Origin of the sequence: Microvirga aerilata, assembly GCF_016743775.1 — a bacterium.
In the GTDB taxonomy this organism is placed as follows: Bacteria; Pseudomonadota; Alphaproteobacteria; order Rhizobiales; family Beijerinckiaceae; genus Microvirga; species Microvirga aerilata.
The window spans coordinates 39102-56982 of sequence record NZ_JAEQMY010000012.1; the positions used below are offsets into that span (position 1 = coordinate 39102).

Annotated in this window: 21 protein-coding genes and 1 pseudogene; 10 read left to right on the plus strand and 12 right to left on the minus strand. The window is 55.4% G+C overall.

Annotated features, from left to right (window positions below; translation table 11 throughout):
* Positions 1–4: 4 nt before the first annotated feature.
* On the minus strand, positions 5–328 hold the full coding sequence (locus JKG68_RS10605) for an HlyD family secretion protein (protein WP_202059086.1): 324 nt from the start codon (positions 326–328) through the stop codon (positions 5–7).
* A 334-nt stretch (positions 329–662) separates the two neighbouring features.
* Here JKG68_RS10605 and JKG68_RS10610 point away from each other — a divergent pair, with 334 nt between their 5' ends.
* Entirely contained in the window at positions 663–974 is a 312-nt protein-coding gene (locus JKG68_RS10610) for a hypothetical protein (RefSeq protein WP_202059087.1), read from the plus strand.
* Between the two features lie 197 nt (positions 975–1171).
* Here JKG68_RS10610 and JKG68_RS34690 read toward each other — a convergent pair whose 3' ends face one another.
* Together JKG68_RS34690 and JKG68_RS10615 are read right to left on the minus strand one after the other, a co-directional pair.
* A complete protein-coding gene (locus JKG68_RS34690; RefSeq protein ID WP_376773132.1) occupies positions 1172–1429 on the minus strand; it encodes a DUF6894 family protein in 258 nt (85 codons plus the stop codon).
* 151 nt (positions 1430–1580) lie between these two features.
* On the minus strand, positions 1581–2168 hold the full coding sequence (locus JKG68_RS10615) for a PRC-barrel domain-containing protein (RefSeq protein ID WP_202059088.1): 588 nt from the start codon (positions 2166–2168) through the stop codon (positions 1581–1583).
* A 516-nt stretch (positions 2169–2684) separates the two neighbouring features.
* On the opposite strand from JKG68_RS10615, the gene JKG68_RS10620 reads away from it, so the two are divergent.
* On the plus strand, positions 2685–2960 hold the full coding sequence (locus JKG68_RS10620; RefSeq protein WP_202059089.1) for a hypothetical protein: 276 nt from the start codon (positions 2685–2687) through the stop codon (positions 2958–2960).
* A 605-nt stretch (positions 2961–3565) separates the two neighbouring features.
* Here JKG68_RS10620 and JKG68_RS10625 read toward each other — a convergent pair.
* Entirely contained in the window at positions 3566–3940 is a 375-nt protein-coding gene (locus JKG68_RS10625; RefSeq protein WP_202059091.1) for a hypothetical protein, read from the minus strand.
* A 103-nt stretch (positions 3941–4043) separates the two neighbouring features.
* On the opposite strand from JKG68_RS10625, the gene JKG68_RS10630 reads away from it, so the two are divergent.
* Positions 4044–4319: a DUF6894 family protein gene (locus JKG68_RS10630; RefSeq protein WP_202059093.1), complete on the plus strand. Its 276-nt coding sequence runs from the start codon at positions 4044–4046 to the stop codon at positions 4317–4319.
* Between the two features lie 54 nt (positions 4320–4373).
* Here the strand turns inward: JKG68_RS10630 and JKG68_RS34520 are convergent, their stop codons facing one another.
* The 3 genes from JKG68_RS34520 to JKG68_RS10645 all read right to left on the minus strand — a co-directional run bounded on the left by JKG68_RS34520 (position 4374) and on the right by JKG68_RS10645 (position 5466).
* A complete protein-coding gene (locus JKG68_RS34520; protein ID WP_202059095.1) occupies positions 4374–4661 on the minus strand; it encodes a LuxR C-terminal-related transcriptional regulator in 288 nt (95 codons plus the stop codon).
* 147 nt (positions 4662–4808) lie between these two features.
* Positions 4809–5024, minus strand: a complete 216-nt coding sequence (locus JKG68_RS10640; protein WP_202059097.1) for a hypothetical protein — start codon at positions 5022–5024, stop codon at positions 4809–4811.
* Between the two features lie 58 nt (positions 5025–5082).
* Positions 5083–5466: a hypothetical protein gene (locus tag JKG68_RS10645; protein ID WP_202059099.1), complete on the minus strand. Its 384-nt coding sequence runs from the start codon at positions 5464–5466 to the stop codon at positions 5083–5085.
* 290 nt (positions 5467–5756) lie between these two features.
* Between JKG68_RS10645 and JKG68_RS10650 the strand changes: the two genes are divergently transcribed.
* The 5 genes from JKG68_RS10650 to JKG68_RS10670 all read left to right on the plus strand — a co-directional run bounded on the left by JKG68_RS10650 (position 5757) and on the right by JKG68_RS10670 (position 8685).
* Complete coding sequence (locus tag JKG68_RS10650; RefSeq protein WP_202059101.1) at positions 5757–6008, plus strand: DUF6894 family protein; 252 nt, start codon at positions 5757–5759, stop codon at positions 6006–6008.
* 404 nt (positions 6009–6412) lie between these two features.
* Positions 6413–6628: a hypothetical protein gene (locus JKG68_RS10655; RefSeq protein WP_202059103.1), complete on the plus strand. Its 216-nt coding sequence runs from the start codon at positions 6413–6415 to the stop codon at positions 6626–6628.
* A gap of 770 nt (positions 6629–7398) precedes the next feature.
* Positions 7399–7761, plus strand: a complete 363-nt coding sequence (locus JKG68_RS10660) for a hypothetical protein (protein ID WP_202059105.1) — start codon at positions 7399–7401, stop codon at positions 7759–7761.
* Positions 7762–8090: 329 nt separating this feature from the next.
* The gene (locus JKG68_RS10665; RefSeq protein WP_210346288.1) at positions 8091–8288 is read left to right on the plus strand and encodes a hypothetical protein; all 198 of its coding nucleotides are present in this window, start codon (positions 8091–8093) and stop codon (positions 8286–8288) included.
* 124 nt (positions 8289–8412) lie between these two features.
* Positions 8413–8685 carry a hypothetical protein gene (locus JKG68_RS10670; RefSeq protein WP_202059107.1) on the plus strand — a complete coding sequence of 91 codons (273 nt, stop codon included), beginning with the start codon at positions 8413–8415 and terminating at the stop codon, positions 8683–8685.
* Between the two features lie 1658 nt (positions 8686–10343).
* Here the strand turns inward: JKG68_RS10670 and JKG68_RS34695 are convergent.
* The 5 genes and pseudogenes from JKG68_RS34695 to JKG68_RS10690 all read right to left on the minus strand — a co-directional run bounded on the left by JKG68_RS34695 (position 10344) and on the right by JKG68_RS10690 (position 14578).
* Complete coding sequence (locus JKG68_RS34695) at positions 10344–10607, minus strand: DUF6894 family protein (RefSeq protein ID WP_376773133.1); 264 nt, start codon at positions 10605–10607, stop codon at positions 10344–10346.
* A gap of 24 nt (positions 10608–10631) precedes the next feature.
* On the minus strand, positions 10632–11354 hold the full coding sequence (locus tag JKG68_RS10675) for a LuxR C-terminal-related transcriptional regulator (protein ID WP_246515302.1): 723 nt from the start codon (positions 11352–11354) through the stop codon (positions 10632–10634).
* Positions 11355–11714: 360 nt separating this feature from the next.
* A pseudogene (locus tag JKG68_RS10680) lies at positions 11715–11840 on the minus strand (IS3 family transposase); the annotation flags it as partial.
* Positions 11841–13129: 1289 nt separating this feature from the next.
* Positions 13130–13642, minus strand: a complete 513-nt coding sequence (locus JKG68_RS10685) for a hypothetical protein (protein ID WP_202059109.1) — start codon at positions 13640–13642, stop codon at positions 13130–13132.
* A gap of 297 nt (positions 13643–13939) precedes the next feature.
* Positions 13940–14578 (minus strand): hypothetical protein, encoded by a 639-nt coding sequence (locus tag JKG68_RS10690; RefSeq protein ID WP_202059111.1) that lies wholly within the window; start codon positions 14576–14578, stop codon positions 13940–13942.
* A 513-nt stretch (positions 14579–15091) separates the two neighbouring features.
* Between JKG68_RS10690 and JKG68_RS10695 the strand changes: the two genes are divergently transcribed.
* Together JKG68_RS10695 and JKG68_RS10700 are read left to right on the plus strand one after the other, a co-directional pair.
* Positions 15092–16105 (plus strand): hypothetical protein, encoded by a 1014-nt coding sequence (locus JKG68_RS10695; protein ID WP_202059113.1) that lies wholly within the window; start codon positions 15092–15094, stop codon positions 16103–16105.
* A gap of 83 nt (positions 16106–16188) precedes the next feature.
* Positions 16189–17256, plus strand: a complete 1068-nt coding sequence (locus JKG68_RS10700; protein WP_202059115.1) for a hypothetical protein — start codon at positions 16189–16191, stop codon at positions 17254–17256.
* Positions 17257–17881 lie beyond the last annotated feature (625 nt).

The following is a 17881-nucleotide window of genomic DNA, read 5'->3' on the forward strand; positions in this document are numbered from 1 at the left end:
CAACTCAGTTCAGTCGCTTCTGAGCAAGATGCGCTACCTGCATCAACTCCCTCTCGTAAGCTAAAGCGACCCTCAGGGCGCACCATCGCTCCTCAGCAACCGTGAGTTTAGCCTCTGCTTGCTCAAACAGAGCAAGTGCGGCCTCCTCCTTAGAGAACAGGGGATCAAGTGGACCGAATGCCTGCTCCCTGTAGGCATGAACCAGTGCTTGCTCTAGCTCTTCGCGGATACGCGCCAGATCAACGGCAGCCTGACGGTACTTGAGTTGAGCTTTCTCAAGATCGAGTGAAGCCTCGCAAAATGCCTCAAGGCAGATCAGATCGGTCATATCACCATGAACCCTCTCCCAGCAGAGAGGACTTCAGCTTAACAGCTTCTCGGAGTACTGGTCTTTACATTGTTCTAAAAAGACTTCCTGCGCCTGATGCTATTCTGGGGTACGCAGATCGTAAGATAAGCCGGAACTACTTGCGGTTTTTCCTATAATAAGAAAACTATCAGGCGCTTCTCCTGTTATCTTTTATCTTTCCACCCCGACTAAATCGTGCAATTTTCATGGCGAAACTTCTTTTCGCCACAAATCGTTGAAGAGCCAGCTCAGCTAACCTGCCATTCCTTTTCCAGTCTTATCCCGCCAACATTTGAAGCTAACTGATAACAACATGACCAATTTCGCCATTCCTGAAGCGCGCCTTGGGTTTTCCGGACCTGATGACCGAGTAGTTTCACTTAACATTCCCGTTGCGGTGGAAGACCGACAGAACAGTTCCTACCATTCGTTTGATATCGAGTATGACTCAGAGCAGCCGAATAGGCTGACCATCCGACTTTTTGAACTGGATCAGCACGGCTTCATCACGACTGCACTACAAAGCGCTTCATTCTCTGTTATTTTGCTTGCTGATCTAGTCAGCAAACGGAAGGCTACAGCAGAGGAGGTCGCTGAGTGGAAGAGCATAGCTGATGATGATTGACCGTGCTTTCCAAACGTAAGCCCGAGATTGACTCCTATCTCACTCACTGGCGCTGGCTTCTGACTGGAAGAGCAACCATCAGGATCAGAGCGTCGAGACTGCGTTTGCGCTTGATCGGTGGCTGTAGGGGCGCGAGACAGCGAGTGGAAAGCCGTTACTGAGCCCGATTTGAATTTGAGATGATCGTTCGTTCAATGTTACCAGACGCGATTTGGGCGCGGGCATATCCACCGCCCCGGCACCAGAAGAACGGCTCGACCATCCTCGTCAACAACCTCAATCAGGAAGTCGCGCTCTGCTACTGGTAGGTAACCTTTGGGCGATCTAAGTCCGATGAACACTCGCGCCATCCTCAGCGCAATACCGTGCGCCGCGTCCAAGCTCGGAACATTCAAGCCGCGCGGATATTTCAGTCGGCGAAAGTTGTCCAAGACGTAAACGTCATAAGTCGGCATGGCTATGATAGTGTAACTAAGGAAGCCTATCCTGTAATGGACTCCTAAGGATTACATTGGCGGCTGCCTACAATCAGTTCAGGCGCTTGTGCGATAACTATCCTGCCAGCATCAACTCCTTCCCGTAGCTATAGGCAACTCCCGCATGAGGTTAGACTGGTCCTCTTGGGTAGTCGTGCCAATAGTCCCTCATCTCCTGCTGACGCTTGCGATCAGGCCAGACCTCGTCATCACCATAGAAGACTGGGGCCTTTTGCACCTGCTCTTCGGTTACATCAGTGCGGTAGCCCTCAAGGTCTTTGGCATAGGTGAGCTTATCCCATGGGATGGTGCGGTGGTGAACACCGATGCCGAGGAAGCCGCCAAACGTCACGTCCACATAGAGGACACGCCCACTCACCTTCTCGATCAGAAGCCGCTTGATCGTGCCGATCTGTCTGCCCTGTTGGTTGAACACAGCCGTGCCCTCCACACGATCACTCTCGATCACGGGGTGAAACTCGGCTGCCTCGCTGCTGCCCGTTTGGTTGCCTGCCTCCCATACAAGGAAGCCGTTCTCAAGTATCCCCGCTGAAACGATGGCGCGACCGACGCCATAGGTCCACCGCTCCTCGGGATTGACCTGTTTCACAGGTGTCCAGGGGCCGCTCTCGGTGGGCAGCTTGTCGCCCGAAGGATCATCAGTGAAACCCCATAGATTGGGGTTGGCATCAGATTGGAAGATGTAACAGGTTCTCATGGGTGCCACTCAGTTGATAAGGCGCACAACCACTGTCTCAATACTTCATGACCAAAATAGAAACTGAGAGATATGAAGTTTGAGGATGGTGACGGGGTATTGGCCTACGCTTCAGCCAAAACCTACCCAAAGATCACCGTCAGAGACGTGAGCCAATTATCATACTAGTATACTAGTTGAAGATGACACCTTACGTTGTCTCATGCCTAAAATGCAAAGCTAACAGGTAAGGCTCTGAGCTAAGACTGTGGCGGGTCAGTCCCACGCGAATCCTAGATAGACAGCAACCAGCACCCCAAGGATGGTGAAGCCAAGAACTGCCATCAGCGGAATCACGAGAGACTTGAGGTCGTGAGTGTCCATAGAGAGCCTCCATGGCTATGTCCTGTCTCAACGCTGGAGAGGGCTCCTATGTACCTGAGCTTGGCTGCTTCGATGTTCACCGGGAGTTCATCGGAAGGGGTTCATCTCTAGCCATAATGGCCTGACACTACTCCCAATCAGGAGGTGAGTCTGATGTCCCAAGCTCCTTCCAAGAACCCTGACGATCCATTCAGTGGTCTACTCCTGCCCATGAGCGCCTGGAAGGCTCTGGAGGACGCGCACATCGACAATCTTCAGCAGCTTCAGACCATGGCTTCCGTGATTGACCAGATCCCGGACATTGGGCCAGAGGTTGCTCGGGTGATCACAGACAGACTTGGCCAGCTCACTACGAAGAAGTCTGTCCGGGTTAGGTTGGCCTTCCCGAAGCAGTTAGAGCGCAAAGCTGCTGCGGCTTTATCCACCTAGAGCCGTCATAAGAGCACGGTTCATCATGCTATTGGCTTGATGGTGTTGGCATGCCTCTTGCAGCATATCAGCGATGTCGGATTGACCTTGGCGCTCCAACTCGTCCGCCAACATGGCGAAGTGCAAGGCAACGAGATCCTCTATCTACACAGCACTCGCAAGGGCTTGCCGGTAGGCCGCAGCAGACTGCTGGGCTTTAGCAGGGTCTCTCACCTGAGTGGCCTAGCGAAGCTGAGCAGTGGTAATCGGTGGGGACCACATGGCGCTCAGAAGAGGCTGGGCAACAATAGCACCAATCAGCGCGAAGGATGCCACAACAAGGCTGATACAGCTGCATAGGCGAAGACGCTTCTTGTCGGGCATCGGCCACCCCCCAAGCATCATTGATGGCAGGCAACGCACAGACCCAAAGTCAGTTGCCTCAGAAGTTGCCCGCACCCTGGGATGGCTCATGATCGCTAGGAATCCTATGAGGTCCAAGCAAAGAGAAGCCCCAAGACACGCTCAGGGCTGAAGGGGGCATCTAGAGGGAACCGTCACGACTGGAGGAACGTGAGGGCACGGACAAACAATGCTGGATGGCCGATGTTCCGGATGGCTGTGCCTCATGGTTCTAAAGGTGCATGGTTCAGCGGCACACTTGTGTCAGGAACCCAGCCCAGTTGGCGTGCCATGTGGGCGTATAGCTGTGTGGTGAGGAAGCGGTCTTTGACTGCCACAACAAGGTCGCGCCGTCCTGAATACCGCCAGCGTGGACCATCCCCACCAGCAGCCGTGACCAGAACCTCAGTGTCATGGGATACGAGACCATGGTGCCGGTTTATCTCAAAGTTGATGCGGTATTCGTCAGGACCTTTTTGATCTTGCTTCTGGGTCTTGAATTGAGCGACGACCAGAATACCGCTACGACCCTGCAAGGGTGTGGCTGAGAACTCCAGAGTGTCCCACTGGATATTTGGGTTTAAACCCGAACTGGCCATGTTCGCTCTCCGATCCGTCACTGTAGATTAACATAGGCTGCTTCTTGCCGGTATGCGGGCAACTGGAGCGATGGTCTGAGCCTATAGGTAACGAGGACGAACTATGCCTCGCTATTACATCGACGTGTGGAGCCGGTTTGGGGTGGATGAGGACTGTGACGGTCTTGACCTCGCTGACCTGACCGCAGCACGCGCCGAGGCTCTCAAGGTGGGGCACAAGCTGTTAGAACGCTGGTCGGAGATGCCGCCGGATGCCCGATCTGAGATTATCATCGAAGTCATTGATGAGAGGCTTCGTAAGGTTCTCAGGGTCTCATTGGCCGAGCTTGAATACGAACTACCCTATCAGACTGACACCAACTCACTCCCGGCAGGGTAGCGCACGTCGTTTAGCGGTCTTACTGAGTACGGCACCTAATACCTCAGGCTGGCTCTAGTGGCCTCTGATCTTCCTCAGCATCGATTTGATGTGTTCCCTCACGGCAAGCGTACCGCCACCGATGTCGTCAGCGATCTGGCTGCTCTGTTTTCCTGCAAGGAGTGACTGGAGAACCTGCGCCTCCGGCTCTGACAATGCTGGGTTGGACCTGCTCTGGCGTTGGCGGACAATAGCGGCAGCGCCTTGGGACTGCTGCTGGCGGAACTCTGGACGGTTCTCGTTCGCCGCGTCTGGAGTTTCCTCGTCATTGAGGTATTCAATGTTTGTCTTAAGAGTAGCCACCAGTGCCCCAGCCCTGCCACCTAGGAGAACTATCTAGGCTGTAAGCTTTCTCTCCCAGAAAACCTGACGATGCTATACCGACTCAGAGGTAGCATCAGAAATTTCAGGTCTGAGGCAACCACTGATCAGGCATCCTTGGCATCAGGCCTAGAGGGGCTTGACGAGGGCAGCATCGATGATCGTGATGAGCGCCTTGTGCCAGTCCCCGGTTTGACTCTGCCGAGCGACTAGAATGCTCCGCATGTCACCCAGCGCGGAGCGAAGGTGCCTGTTTTCCTCCTCAAGCTGGATCAGTCGTGCCTTCTGGTGCGTATAGAGCTTGAAATAGCCGTCCTCGGACCCTCGGCTCACACCTTCAGCCATATGCCTCCTCCTGGACCATAAAAGGATCTTCGCACCCACCGTTCAAGCACTGGTCAATTCAGCTTGGCTTGCCCTGTGAGCCCGCAGGAAGTGCAAGGTGGGCACTCAGGATCTGAACAATCCTGGCTACATCATCTCTAGGGAGTGCGAAGGCGACAGGCCCATAGTTAGGATGATCAAACGCCAGCAGCGAACCATCGATCTGGGCAACCTGGACACACCACATAGGATTGGCAATGGTTTCAACCGTCTTTCCAGCCAGAGGTTCTACCCGCGAACCTTCAAGCATCCGCCGTCGTGCTTGCCCCAGCAGAGTGATGACCTTGGTGAGTTGTTCGAGGTCCAACCCCACAGGGGCTGATGGCCCATTAACAGGACCAATCTCGATGGTTACGCTCCTTCGATCATCAGCAACTCGGACGCCGACACGTGCTTGAGCCATGACACACGCCTCCTGCTCGGTTGCACGGTGTCGTAGCTCTAGCCCCTAGATCAACCCTTTAGCGTTACGATGGCCGTCTGTACCTCAAAAGGGTCAGGCAATCCTTGTGAAAGGCGGCGTCGTTGAGAAGGTGGGTGAGGCTGGTGCTTGAAGGTCACTCGAAAGAACAGCCACCCACATGAGCAGGTGAGCGCGCGAACGAATGTTGATGATGTGGGTTGGTTCTACATTGATGCATGTGACAGCCGGATACCTCCTCCAATCCAACTGCCCTTCCCTCAGGACCATTCATGCCCCGCTACTATATTGACGTTCGGAGCCATTTTGGGAGGAAAGAAGATGTCGATGGCGTCGAGCTGCCCGACGTTGCAACTGCCAAAACTGAGGCACTGAGGCTTGGCGAGAACCTGCTGGAAGGCTGTGCGGGCCTCTCGCCGGATTATAGCAGCCAGATCGTCATCGAGATTGTAGACGAGGAGCTCCGACCAGTCCTCGCCATCCCGTATGCGGAAATTACCAAGCAGTCTCAGCCAGTCAGTTGATCCCTGCCAGGGGCTCCCACGAGGTCACTGTTTATCAGACCCGTGCGGGCAATGAACAAGATCCACCGGGGATAGAACACGGCAGGCACTCTCGAAACATTCATATAAAATTCGTGAAGGAATAAGCCTGCGGCTGCACCCGTTTGCTGATCATTCATCGGCAATTCAGATACAGGGTCATCTTATGAGCGTCACCCGACAATCGGCAGCCATCCAAGGCGTTACTTCAAATCCTAAGCACCTTACCAACCCTGGCCTGTTTACGCAGTGTGCGTTGTTTCTCTTTGTTGCGTCTGTCAGTTCGTTTATCGGAGCAGCCCTTCTGCTGACTGCCATCTAAGGCGGCAGACGCCGGAGGCTCCCTTGAGCCAGGACAGCTCCTGCTCGGAACACCAGAGGTCAAGATGCAGCACAAAATCGAGCTGGTGGCTCGGGCCATTCACCAAGCCGAGCACCAAGAACTTGCGTGGGATAGCGAGCCCTTGGATCGTAAAGATCGCTTTCGGGAATATGCCCGCAATGCCATCAATCTGCTGAACGAGGACATCGGAGTTCTTCTGCTCGCCTTGGAGGAGTCCACGCCAGGAAAGCGGATGAGCGAGCCAAGAGCGGCGGCATGATCCTGGGAGGGCCGAGAACTCTTAAGCAATGTGGCCTTGGTCGCTACGATGCTCTGAAGCTTCGGCCTCACGAGTCTCGCGATCCGGGAGGTCAGTCTCATTTCGTGTTGCGCGATTGTGCTCGTGACGCTGCGGTCTGCGCCTTGGGCCTTTGGATAGTCGAGCCTTCAGCCAGCGCAGATCCTCTTGGAGCCTTTCAAGACGCCTCAGCAACTCGGCATCCGATAAGCGGTCTGAAGTGGCGTGACTGACTTCCTGCTGACGCGCAGCATTGGTGATGCTACGAATTATCTGCAGAGAGGCCGGCCCCATGCCTGGGGCCGTCAGCCAATCCTTGTCTGGGATCTCGTCAACCTCCCGGATGCTCGGGCAGCGCCGCTTGAACTCACGCACAAGCACGTATGCCACCCGAGAGGGAACAGCGTTGAGAGGAAAAGGCTTATCCAAGGGCATGTGCCATCCTGCAAACTCAAGCACGCAATCTGCTATTGCGGCGTGCAGAACGGGGCTAATCCAAGGCAACTCGTGAGCGGATTCTTGTTCCCTCGAAGTATAATGCTTGGAGATTGACTGTGCCTCCCGCACCGACACCCTGAGGCAGATTGTTGTCCTTTGAAACGAGATAGAAGGGTTTGCTAGAGAGCGGCTAAAGGATTCAAGTCTCACTATAGACCGTAGACGTGCTTTAGCCTCGCTTTGGTGTGCCCGAGCACACATCCTCCCTGCAGAATAGGCGGATAGTCTTGACCCACTATCAGGGAGGCCGAACGATGAAAACCGTCCTTTCCTACTGCTCGGCAAGAATGTTCTTGAAAGCATTGCTGCCGATGGTCGCCATGAGCCCTCGTCAGTGTGAGGGCTCGGCGAACGACAATGACCTTCAGCGCCACACTGGGTTGACCGTTGCACCTTCCAAACTAAGGGACACTACCCTCTCCCTCCATTCCAAAAGGGCTGCCGACGGGCTGACCGGCCACGTCGTTGCAGCGATAGCTCTTGTTGCTGGTATCCTCGCACTGCCCCTTCTTCAGGGGCCTGTCATGCCTGCCACCACAACCAGTGAGGCGAGGTCAGATGTGATCCGAGGCAGCCCGATTGCACCCGTCCTTCTTGAGCTACAAGAGGGAGGGTGAGATGGTCCAGAAGCTGCTTCACATCTGAACTGCCTCTCCCTGTGCTAGAGACAAAGCAGGTCTGCCTGATGCAGTTTCCGCGCGCTCAGGGTCTCAAGCCGCATTGTCAGCCGCGCCTTGACCTATTGCCCATTCGACCCGCCGCGCCACGTAAACGGAAGTTAAGAAATCGTTGCCGTTCTGTTGCCTGCCCGACAGACAGGTCAATTCCGAATCGGCATATTCCCGGGAAAAATAAGCAAAGTTTTGGGGCGCTATTATCGCCGGCGATACTGCCAAGCATCAGCCTGAGGGAGGGCGATGGCATCGCTGTGGATGGGGGTGCGTCGATGAAAAGCAAGAAACAGAAGCTGCTGCCGAGCAAGCGTCGGCGCGTCAACCTGCTTGAGCATCAACTCGCAGCGGTCGAGGCGCAGATTGCACGTCTTGAAAAGGATCCGCACTTAGGTCTTGCAGAGCAGGATCATTTTTTCCTCTGGAAGCGGGCATCTCTGTTTGGAACGGAACGCCCTCCAGTCCTGCATTAGGCCCTTCCCAACGGAACTTTGTTCTGACTTCGTGCAGACCCTCACCAGAACCGGACAACCTGCCCTCGCGTATTAGCGACGCTGTAAGGGCAGCAAAACTCGGAGAAGTCCAACGGCTTCTGCCATGTTCAAGCGCGTGACCTTGGATAGGTCTCAACAGCCTTCAGGCACCTACTTGCCTGAAATTCCGCTCCTCTTGCAGCCGCGGCTGAAAGCCTTGGCCAAGGTAGACATTGAGTTTCAGAAGGACCGGGAGATAATCCTGAAGAGCACCTTCGACGAACCGCTTAAACAGCGCGCGATTGCTACACTTGCAAAGCGCCACCAGGAACGACGAGCTCCCTACCTGCGGGGGATCGGCAAGCTGGAGCGGCACATTCAAAAGAAGGCTGCCTAGAGGTTGCGGCACCTGTGTGGTGCTGTTTCAAAGGTCCCCTGCGCTATCATCTCTTAGTCAGCTGCGCCGTCACCATAATGACCTGCGCATAGACCATGTCCTTAGCATCCCACTGACAGCTTAGCTGCTCGTTCATCTAAGCCGCCTGGAACTACGAATACACTGCACCCAAGCAGGGATTGGCTCGGGCCTCTTGACACAAGGAATGCTCAGACTCCAGCGAGAGGTCTGAGGGCTCTCGGCCTTAACGACGCGAACGGCCTTGGCCCCGCACTCGCGCTGCCATTCCTCAGACCAGGTGCTGCAAAGGAATGAAGAAGAAGTTTGCCCCGTTCAGCGCAAAAAGAAAGCGCCCGTCGTCTCAGGAGGGCGCTCTAAGGTCCGACCCGTAGGGGCAAATCTCGTGATCGGTCCTACAGACCTAGCGAGTGATAGAAGCAACATGCAAGCTAATTCTCACACGGCCAAGATCATATAGTCCATTGGATTAATCATTTAGAGTAGTTTTTTTGATTGATGGCACTCAGCCAAATCAGATATTCCTACTACACCCGTGGGGGCATCCTGGGCCAGGGCTGCGACTGAAGACCGAATAATTGGTCCAGCGCGGCCCTTTTTACTTTCTCAAGCCCTCTCTGTGAACCATCCCGGTATGTTGATGATCTAAGGTTAGCAGCCGTGCGCCTGTGTTTCTGGTGATAACTGTGCATCAGTCCAACGGCACCGGACAGCCCAGCACTGAGAAAAAAGGAAAGCCCCAGGGGTGGGGTTCCTGGGGCTCTCGCTCACTTGAGTCATCGCTGCTCGGTAAAACGGTGAGGATCTAGTCTGCCAAGCGCAAGATTAACTCTGTCTCCCAGCATTAGGTCCGTTAGACTTTAGCGCAGCAAGCGCAACTGTATCCTATGCCTTGTTCTTAACGCTACGATGCGACACGAACAAAAAGAACCCCAGGAGTGTGCGTCCTACGGTTGTCTGAAGGGACCAGTCGAACCGTCCTAGGCGTCATATGAGGCTGACAAGAAGTTCCTTGGCACAAAGACAACGCTGCCCCTACTGCTTTGGTCCAGCACATTTTAAATGATTACCGGGATGGCTCTAGACGGAAGCCACCTTTCGCGGGTTCTGACCTACCTAGGAAGTAAGGCTGCTCCGGTCTGAAGTGCCTGAGCAATTCCTTTTGGATAAGATATCAGAGCATCAGGACTACCATCCTACCAAAGCTAATGGCCAAGGTTACGTTACCAATGTCATGAACATGCACGTGAGGGCGTGGTGCAACTAGGTAGTCGATTTTCCATTGAGAGTTTTGGCCAGCGTGTGCGAGACAGCATCTTGGACGAATTTGGCGGACGTTGTCCGTCGATGCTTGAGATAGCAGATGTGCCCGATGCCAAGCTGTTGAAACTTCCAGGGTTCGGTCCGACGACTCTGGCAAGGATTCGTGCAGTGACCCACGGCGCAGGCAGATCTAGTGCCGCCGTACGAAGGTTAAACAATGCAGCACTGCTATTAGAACATAACCGCTTAACGGGCAAACTCAGTGCTGTACGAGATGAATTCGAGCGGCGAGAACATGAGCTTCAAAGACGACTGAAGGATATTCGTCTGGAGCTTCAACTAAGAGGCATCTCCCTCCGGTAAATAACACGCGGATACTATGGAGACCCCAATAACTGCCTTGTAGCGACGAACCGAGAGGGAACCGTCAGCACGGCCTGACCAGGCTCGTCCGTGACATCGACTACGAAGTTAGTGCGCTCTTTCGCGGACCAGCCACGCCAGAGGAGGGTATTCTCCAGAAGGACATTTGCCATCCTTAAGGCGAAGCAATGAGCAGCCTCAATGTCGGATACATTCACGCTCATAGGGTACTTGTACCGATCGTGCTTATTCCGAAGGAAGAGCTGATACTGAGCCATGCCGCCCCTCCCCTCAGATGCCGATCAGGGATGCCTAACGGCCCACATGGCTGCTTGGGTGCGGTTCTGAGCGCCGATCTTTCTCAGGATGGCCTTGACGTGAACTTTGACTGTTGCCTCACTCACATCGAGCTTTCGAGCTATCATCTTGTTCGCAGCTCCTTCAGTCAGCAGACGCAGTATCTCCTGCTCCCGGTTCGATAGACCTCTACCCTCTAAGAGCGGCGCATCCATCGTTACCCCTGTTGCTCCATGCACATTTGATGGCGCAGGGTCGTTTCGCGCATTCTCGATAAGGGACAGGATTGCTGCACCGGGGAAAACACTTTCTCCCAGCGCCACCAGTTCAAGGGACTTGATCAGAACATCCGGGACTGTCGTTGTCTGAAGCAAACCGGCTGCTCCGGCTTCATGTGCCAGCATGATGAGGTCTAGGTCAAAGCTACTGGCTAGAACGACAATCCGCGCAGCCGCGTAATGCACCTTCAGCCCCCGGATCAAGTCAGCCATTTCGCCTGGGCTGTGAGTCGGCCCCACAATGAACAGGATGGCCCTGGCATCAGGGAAGCGTGAGAGGGTTAAGCCGTCGTTGATGGCACTGTCCTGTACCCGGAAGCACGTATCAGACAAAATGTGCTCAAATCCAGTTCGTGCGAGTGAGTTTTCCCACAGCAGGAACGTGGGAACTGGCGGCTCATCCTGAGCTGCAAGGGGATAGTAGCCTTCATTGATGCTTTGAAGAGACATTGACCAACCTGCAGCAATAAATCTTGAATGTTAGATTGATCCTAACTCCTATGAGGATGTTGTGATCTGCCAGAGGTCGGAGGCATCGCGGGTCTTAGGTCTGACCTGATCTGCGTTATACGTGATCTACAAAACTAGATGACGATCTCTGGTAACGTGTCAGATCAACGCCCCCACCACTACGCTCCCCAGATACACCTCTGGATTCCCTTCAAAGCCGTTGTGGAGAATAGGTGGATCAGATTCCATGGAAGCTCAGTCAAAAGAAAGCCCCAAGACACGCCCAGGGCTCAAGGGGGTGAGGTGGTTCGGTTTGTCTGAACAGCGCTTTCGGTTCGCTAAGTGGAGCCTCTGCCGGGGTTAAGCCGCCGCGAGTTGCGGCAGCGGTTTGAAGTAGGCCTGATCGGGCGTTCCCCGGTCAAGGCTCGAATGACGCCTCCGACTATCATAGAAGGTCAGATAGTGGCCAATCGAGGCGCGAGCTTCACCCTTCGGCAGCCTGTCGTGGTCTATCCCAGCAGCAGACTATGGGCTGGCTAGACGAATGCCTTCTGGCGAGGCACATCTGAAAGCCAAGCCTTTCTCGGAGTTAGAGATCCGATGAACCTTGGGGACCATATTATCCTCCCGCGCAGCCTTGCCCTTGTTCTCACCCTTGTGGGGGCTTCAGTAAATGTTGCTTATGCAGTCGAGGCTGGGGACGTCTTTGCACTCGGTAATGGACCAGGTTATACGGTCACCTCAGTCCGTCGCACGGATAGGAACACAGTTGAAGTTACAGCACGGGTGTGGATGCGAACGCCGCAGAGTTCTGTGAGCGTTACCAGGACCTCACCCTGCCTGATCAAAAAGCCCAGAAGTGCATCGAGGAAAACAGATCGTCATCCTCCACGAGAATCACCGTAAACTGCCGTACAAGTACGATACTTCTTGACTCTGGTTCCTATCGTCCCGGTGTTAACGGTGGCCCTTGGGTTTCAGTGGCTAACCCAAACTGGATAGTTCAGGGGAGCAGCCTGTTTCGGATGACTTGCAATAGGAAGTGAGGAGCAGGACAAAAGCGCCGCCCGAAGCTAGATCAATAATGATGACCGTCGAGAAGGGCCTCAGACCTCAAGTAATGGCAAACTATGCAAACTACGAGGCACGAGAAAAGGCGATACGGAGGTGCCAGGATAAAGTAATGTTTGAGGAGCGGACGGCTCGGTTCGCCAAGTTTGTACCGGGCTGGGACAACTTTGATGATTTAGGCCTGACGATTTCTCCCAACTGAACCTTGAAGATTGCAACGTGAAGCCTCAAAGGAAAAATGCGCTTCCACACCATCGCCCGCTATAATAGACCACCTGAAACAGGATTATCCAAGCGAGCATAAACGCAGGTGTCTACCGTTGGTGCCTTCTCAGGATATGCCACAAACAAATCCGGCTCTCCGCCCCACCATGGCTCTAGCTATCGACTGTGGTAATGTGAGGTTGGCGATGATTGGGCTTGCTAAACCTTAGCTGTCTCCGTTTGATTGACCACCCGCTCGGTTCCTAGTGTTGGGACCTTGATCCGGTACCTCGGCACACCATCAGTGTCGGCAGGGAGGAGGCAATGTGTTGCGTGAACTTGAGACAGCCAAAGCCGAGGTTTAGTGTGTAAACATTTCGCGACGTAGAAGCTAATCCAGCTTTGCGCCGCAACAAGTAAATGAATACCGGGAGATTTGGGCGTGCTAGCCACATCCCCTCTGAACAACAGGTTCCAGTGAGTTCACTGACGCTAGAAGGCTAGCGACATATCTTCTGTATAACGGATTTCATTTCCGGCCAGCCAAACATGATCATCGTGTCTCCCAATGCTAGCTTTAGAGATGATGACGTAACGTCCGAGCGGTGGAAGATTGCGTTGAATCCATAGGCCGCAAAATAGTCGCTTATCTCCGCTCGCAGTTTCTTTTGAGCACCATGATTGAAGTCAACCGAAAGTACCAGGCCAGTCCTTTTCGGCGCTGCTAGTGCGCGAGGTATGCGAGGATCCTTGTGGCCTTCCTTGACAAGGATTATGAACTCGCCTTCCAAGCCCCCTTGCCGCCGCTCGCACCCCACCAATCCGAGTTCCACCTCAGGGAGATTGGTCGATGAAATCCAAGCTTCGCCCGCGGGTGTTTCACCCTCTACTAACCGCCACCGGCGTTGCCCGGTAACTTCGCTGGCCTGCAGCGTTGAGGACGCGACACAGGTCAATGTGGCGAGGATGAACAGAGCACTCCAGTGCCGTGCCCATCGGAGGGTAAATGACATTCTTTAGAACTCCGTCTTTAAACCACGCATGGCAGTGGTGAGATTCTAGGTGAGCAATACTGACTGTGAAGGCGAAGTGAGCAAGCAGATATTCCTCGAAAGGTTACTTCTTAGGCTTTTAAGATGCACAAAGAGGTGGCTGGGTGGTGCGCTTGGGATCGGAAGTGTTACGGCTGCATAGAATCCGGTGCGTCGGCCATTGAATAATGGGCTGTGCCGCATGGGAGCGTCATCGCGGATGGCCACCGCGATGGCCGCTTGGGCCAAATGACTTGGCCCAAGCGTTCGTGCGTTCGATCATGCGGCTTTGGGATAGAGCAGCGCGAGTTGACTGCGGTTGCGCTGAATCTGCCGCTCGCGGGGGTAGTCCCGCCACCGCAGCCAGAAGTGCTCGCCTTGTGCCAATACCACGATGGCCTCGTACCAACCCTCGGACTCGTCGTCCCGTGCGAGCACCAGCGATCCCGGACCAACCTCGTCAAAGTCCTGCGGCAGCGGGCGGGCAGGTGCGACTGTGCCGAGCGTTGCTGGCAAGCGATTTGCAAGGCGCGGCTTCAGCGTGGACCCAACGCCAGCATCGGCGGCGTTCGCTTTCTCCGGATCCGACTGCCCCGCTGTTGCGGGAGCTTCGGCTGGCTTGCTCGTGAGCCGTCTGAGTTGAGCAAGCGCATCGCTGGCTGAGGCCGACACACGCGGCACATGCGGCATCCCGTCTTTCCGCAGGCGCCCGTGCGGTAGCTTGGCAGCGAGCCGTTTGTGCTCATCATCGGCAAGCTGCAGAACCTGAAATCCGCAATCGGTTGCTGCGGCGCCGGCGTGCGAGGCTTCCGTGCTGTCAAACCACGCGGCAGCGGCACAGCCAGCTTGGGTCGGACCGACAAGTACAACGCTCGGTCCGGGCGCGACGGTCGGCTTTTCTGAAAGTTTGCGCTTCATAATAAGGCCTCCAAATACGATGGAGGGCCCCGTGGGGCCCTGGTCATCAGTTCGCTTGCGGTGGCGGCTATACGCGAACAGCCATGCTTAATATTGCCGAGCTACATGGTGCATCACGGTCGAGCTTCCATCCAAGCTCAATCAGTATACTAGGATTATATACCTAATGCAAGCTTTTTCTGAGAAAGCTTGGCCGTTCCAATTCCACTACAGCGCAGCTAACGGCCACGGTTATACAAGACTGCCGGGACAGTTGCGCTCCGGCGCAAACTCCGCACAGCATTCGTATGCTGGATAGGCTTTGAAACCTCGCCAATTCTCCAGCACCTGAAGCCAGAACTTGCCCATTCCGTTACAGCAGCGAGTTGTGCCGTGGTGTTCATCAACACGGCACGCTTTTCTGATTATTGTCCTAAGCGTTGATAATGCTTTCCCTCTTGCTTAGGAAAGTGCTGATGAGAGGGAGCGCCAGAGTGGTAGCTCTCCGAACCAAGAGAGTTTGGGGCAGACGTGATGGACGCCAAGCTGGCGAAGGGCTTTACGCGCCAAGGTTTCAGGCAGGATTTCCGCGCGCTGGACGATGTGACGGATACGCAAGCATCCGTGTTCAAGCCATACATTGAGAAGATCACAGGCCGGGGGAGACTGAAGAAGCAGGAAGCCAAGGCACTGGTCGCGCGGAACCGGGAGTTTAAAAGCCATCCTCATCATACGGTCTTCATCGAGCACTTCATCAATCCCTGCATCAAGTCGCTCTCTCCAGACTTTGATGAAGCCGTGGCCGGCGGCGCACTCTCCTGGAATCCGTGGCCGTGGACAGATCACGACGAAAAAATCCGGGCCTTCTCGCTGTTCTACGACCGGGTCACACGAACTCGGATTGAAGGACGGCGCTACGAATATCCCCTTTACGTGCGCGAACATGCCATCAGCCGCTTTTTGGAGCGCTCTGACCGTGACTATGCCAGCGTGACCCGTTCGCTCTGGCCGAGCCTGCTTCTGGTGGAACTCATCGAAAGGTCTCCTGAGCCATTTGTTGCGAGACCTTTCCTCCTTCCTTGCCCAGGCGGAGCCTTTCTCGGTCTGGCTGTCACCGAGCGCTTGCCCTCTAGCCTCCGAGGCGCGCAGACGTCCATCATCACCAAAACGGGGGCTCAGGAGTACGATTGTGCCGCAACGGTTCCCGTGAAGGGACGGCTGTTCTTCGTGAACACGTACGTTCACGACGATGAACTTCGACAGGACCAGCGTCTCCTGTGCACTGCCGTTTCAGCGCTGATCGAGCGCCATCGACCCGCGCTGATCGGCTCGCTCCTGTCGAGGGTCATGATCGTGTACGGCGAACCCGACGACCTTGGGCTAGACATTCGCTTCCCGCGCAGCGGCCTCAACGAGGCACTCTCAGATTTCACACAATTGCTGGCTTCTCATCTATGGCGCGATACCATGCGAATGCCCACCGATGGCGTCTTCAGAGACTACGTCACCCTGCAGATTGAGCAACAAGATAAGGTGCGCACCCAATGAGCCTACCTGCTCATGGCCCCATCTCATGCCGCCGCTGCTTCAATAGTCCGGATGATACCCAGAGGATCGGGAAGTGGCAGGTCGTGAACGATCCCGGCGCATGGGGATCGGCGACGCCCCGCGTCCTGATCCTCGGGTTCAGCAAGGGCTTCACCCAGGCTGGAGCCTACCGGACCAGCCGCTTCGAGGATGTTCCGTTCAAGAACATGCGGACTCGTCTCACGGAGAGCCTCAGGCTTCTTGGCGTTCTCGGCTCTGCGGAAGAAGTCGATGACAGGATGGTAGCATCCGAGACGGACTTTGCATTCGGCTCTCTGGTGAGATGCAGCCTTGCTCGCCAGAACGAGGGAACCGGGCGGCTTGAATGCACAGGTCCGATCATGCCGAAAGCTTTCACGGAAGATGTCGCCCTTCTCGTACGCCGCTGTGCCGAGACCTTTCTTCTGGACCTCCCCCGCTCCGTTCGGCTCGTCCTGATGCTGGGCACGGGCAACGCATATATCGAGGGGTGCCGCGGTCTTGTTCGGTCTCTGTACGGACCGAGGTTCGCACCCGTCAACGATGTCAGCTACCGGACAGGCGACGTAATCTGGGTCCACATCAGCCATCCGTCCGGGCTGAACGGCCATCATCTAGCGTGGATGGCGGGTGGTCCATCAACTCCGCAAGGTCACAAGCAGCGTCTGGCGTGCGAGGCCGTCCGCCTCGCCGGTGCGCCCCCAGACATCTCGATGTCCGAGAGCGCGTCCGAGCCTGTGGTCCCGCTTCACCAGGCTCCTCGCCGGACCAGAGAGGATAGCTCACCGAAGCGGGCTAATAGTTCGATGAAATTTTTCATAATCGAACGGATCAGGCCCGATGGAGAACGCTACATTCCCTATCGCTATGAGGATGGCCTATACCGGGTTGCTGACCCCTCCCTCGGACGCACGAAGCATCTTGCGGCCAACCAAATCGCGATCCGGGAAGACGAGATCGTTCCATACTTGCAACGAGGGTTCCCGCTTCGGATGATCGGCGAGCGCACAGGACAGCGCAACTTAATCGCAGCAGCGGACATCACCGTACGAAGTTCCAGCGATGCCACAAGTATTGCCAAGCTAACTTCGCTGAGGCAGGATTCAGATCACACGCCCAACATCACGGACTGAATATGTTCAAATCTGCTGCGCGTAATTTTCTGCGGCTTGGCTCATTCCAGAGCTCTCGCTCTGATCAGAATGAGAGCCTTCGCGATGACCACGATGCCCGAAGAAGTGCCCGTCAGAGCGCTCAAGAACGGATCCGGGCCGCAGAAGAAAGACATCTCCTGGAGCAAAGGCTCGCGAAGGCAAAAGAGAAGGGCAACTGGCACCTCGTCATGGCGTTAAAGGCTGCAATTGCCGGAACGCCTCTGCCGCGCAAGCACAGGCGGCTGCTCCAAACTTCGGCTGTACAAACTCCCCCAGAGGTGAAGACAAAGCAGTCGGACCAACCTGCCAAGAAGTGCCGGGCGCGACACCCATGGTGCCGATGACCGCCAAGCTGCGTTCTTCAGCAGGCTATCCCACTGGCAAGCTGCGCTGGACATAGGACGCTGACCGCCCGTGCAGCGCCTTGCGCAGGCCCAACACGATGACGTATTGCCCTCGCAGCGTCCGAGATCCGATTGCTCGGGCTGTCCTTCGGTCATGTGCCGGACCTCGGGTGACGCCTCTCCCCTGCTCATTGACCCCGGGCTGCGCAGCACCCTTAGGTCGCCCGGCTCGAAGAACTCACAGGCGAACCCTTATCCCT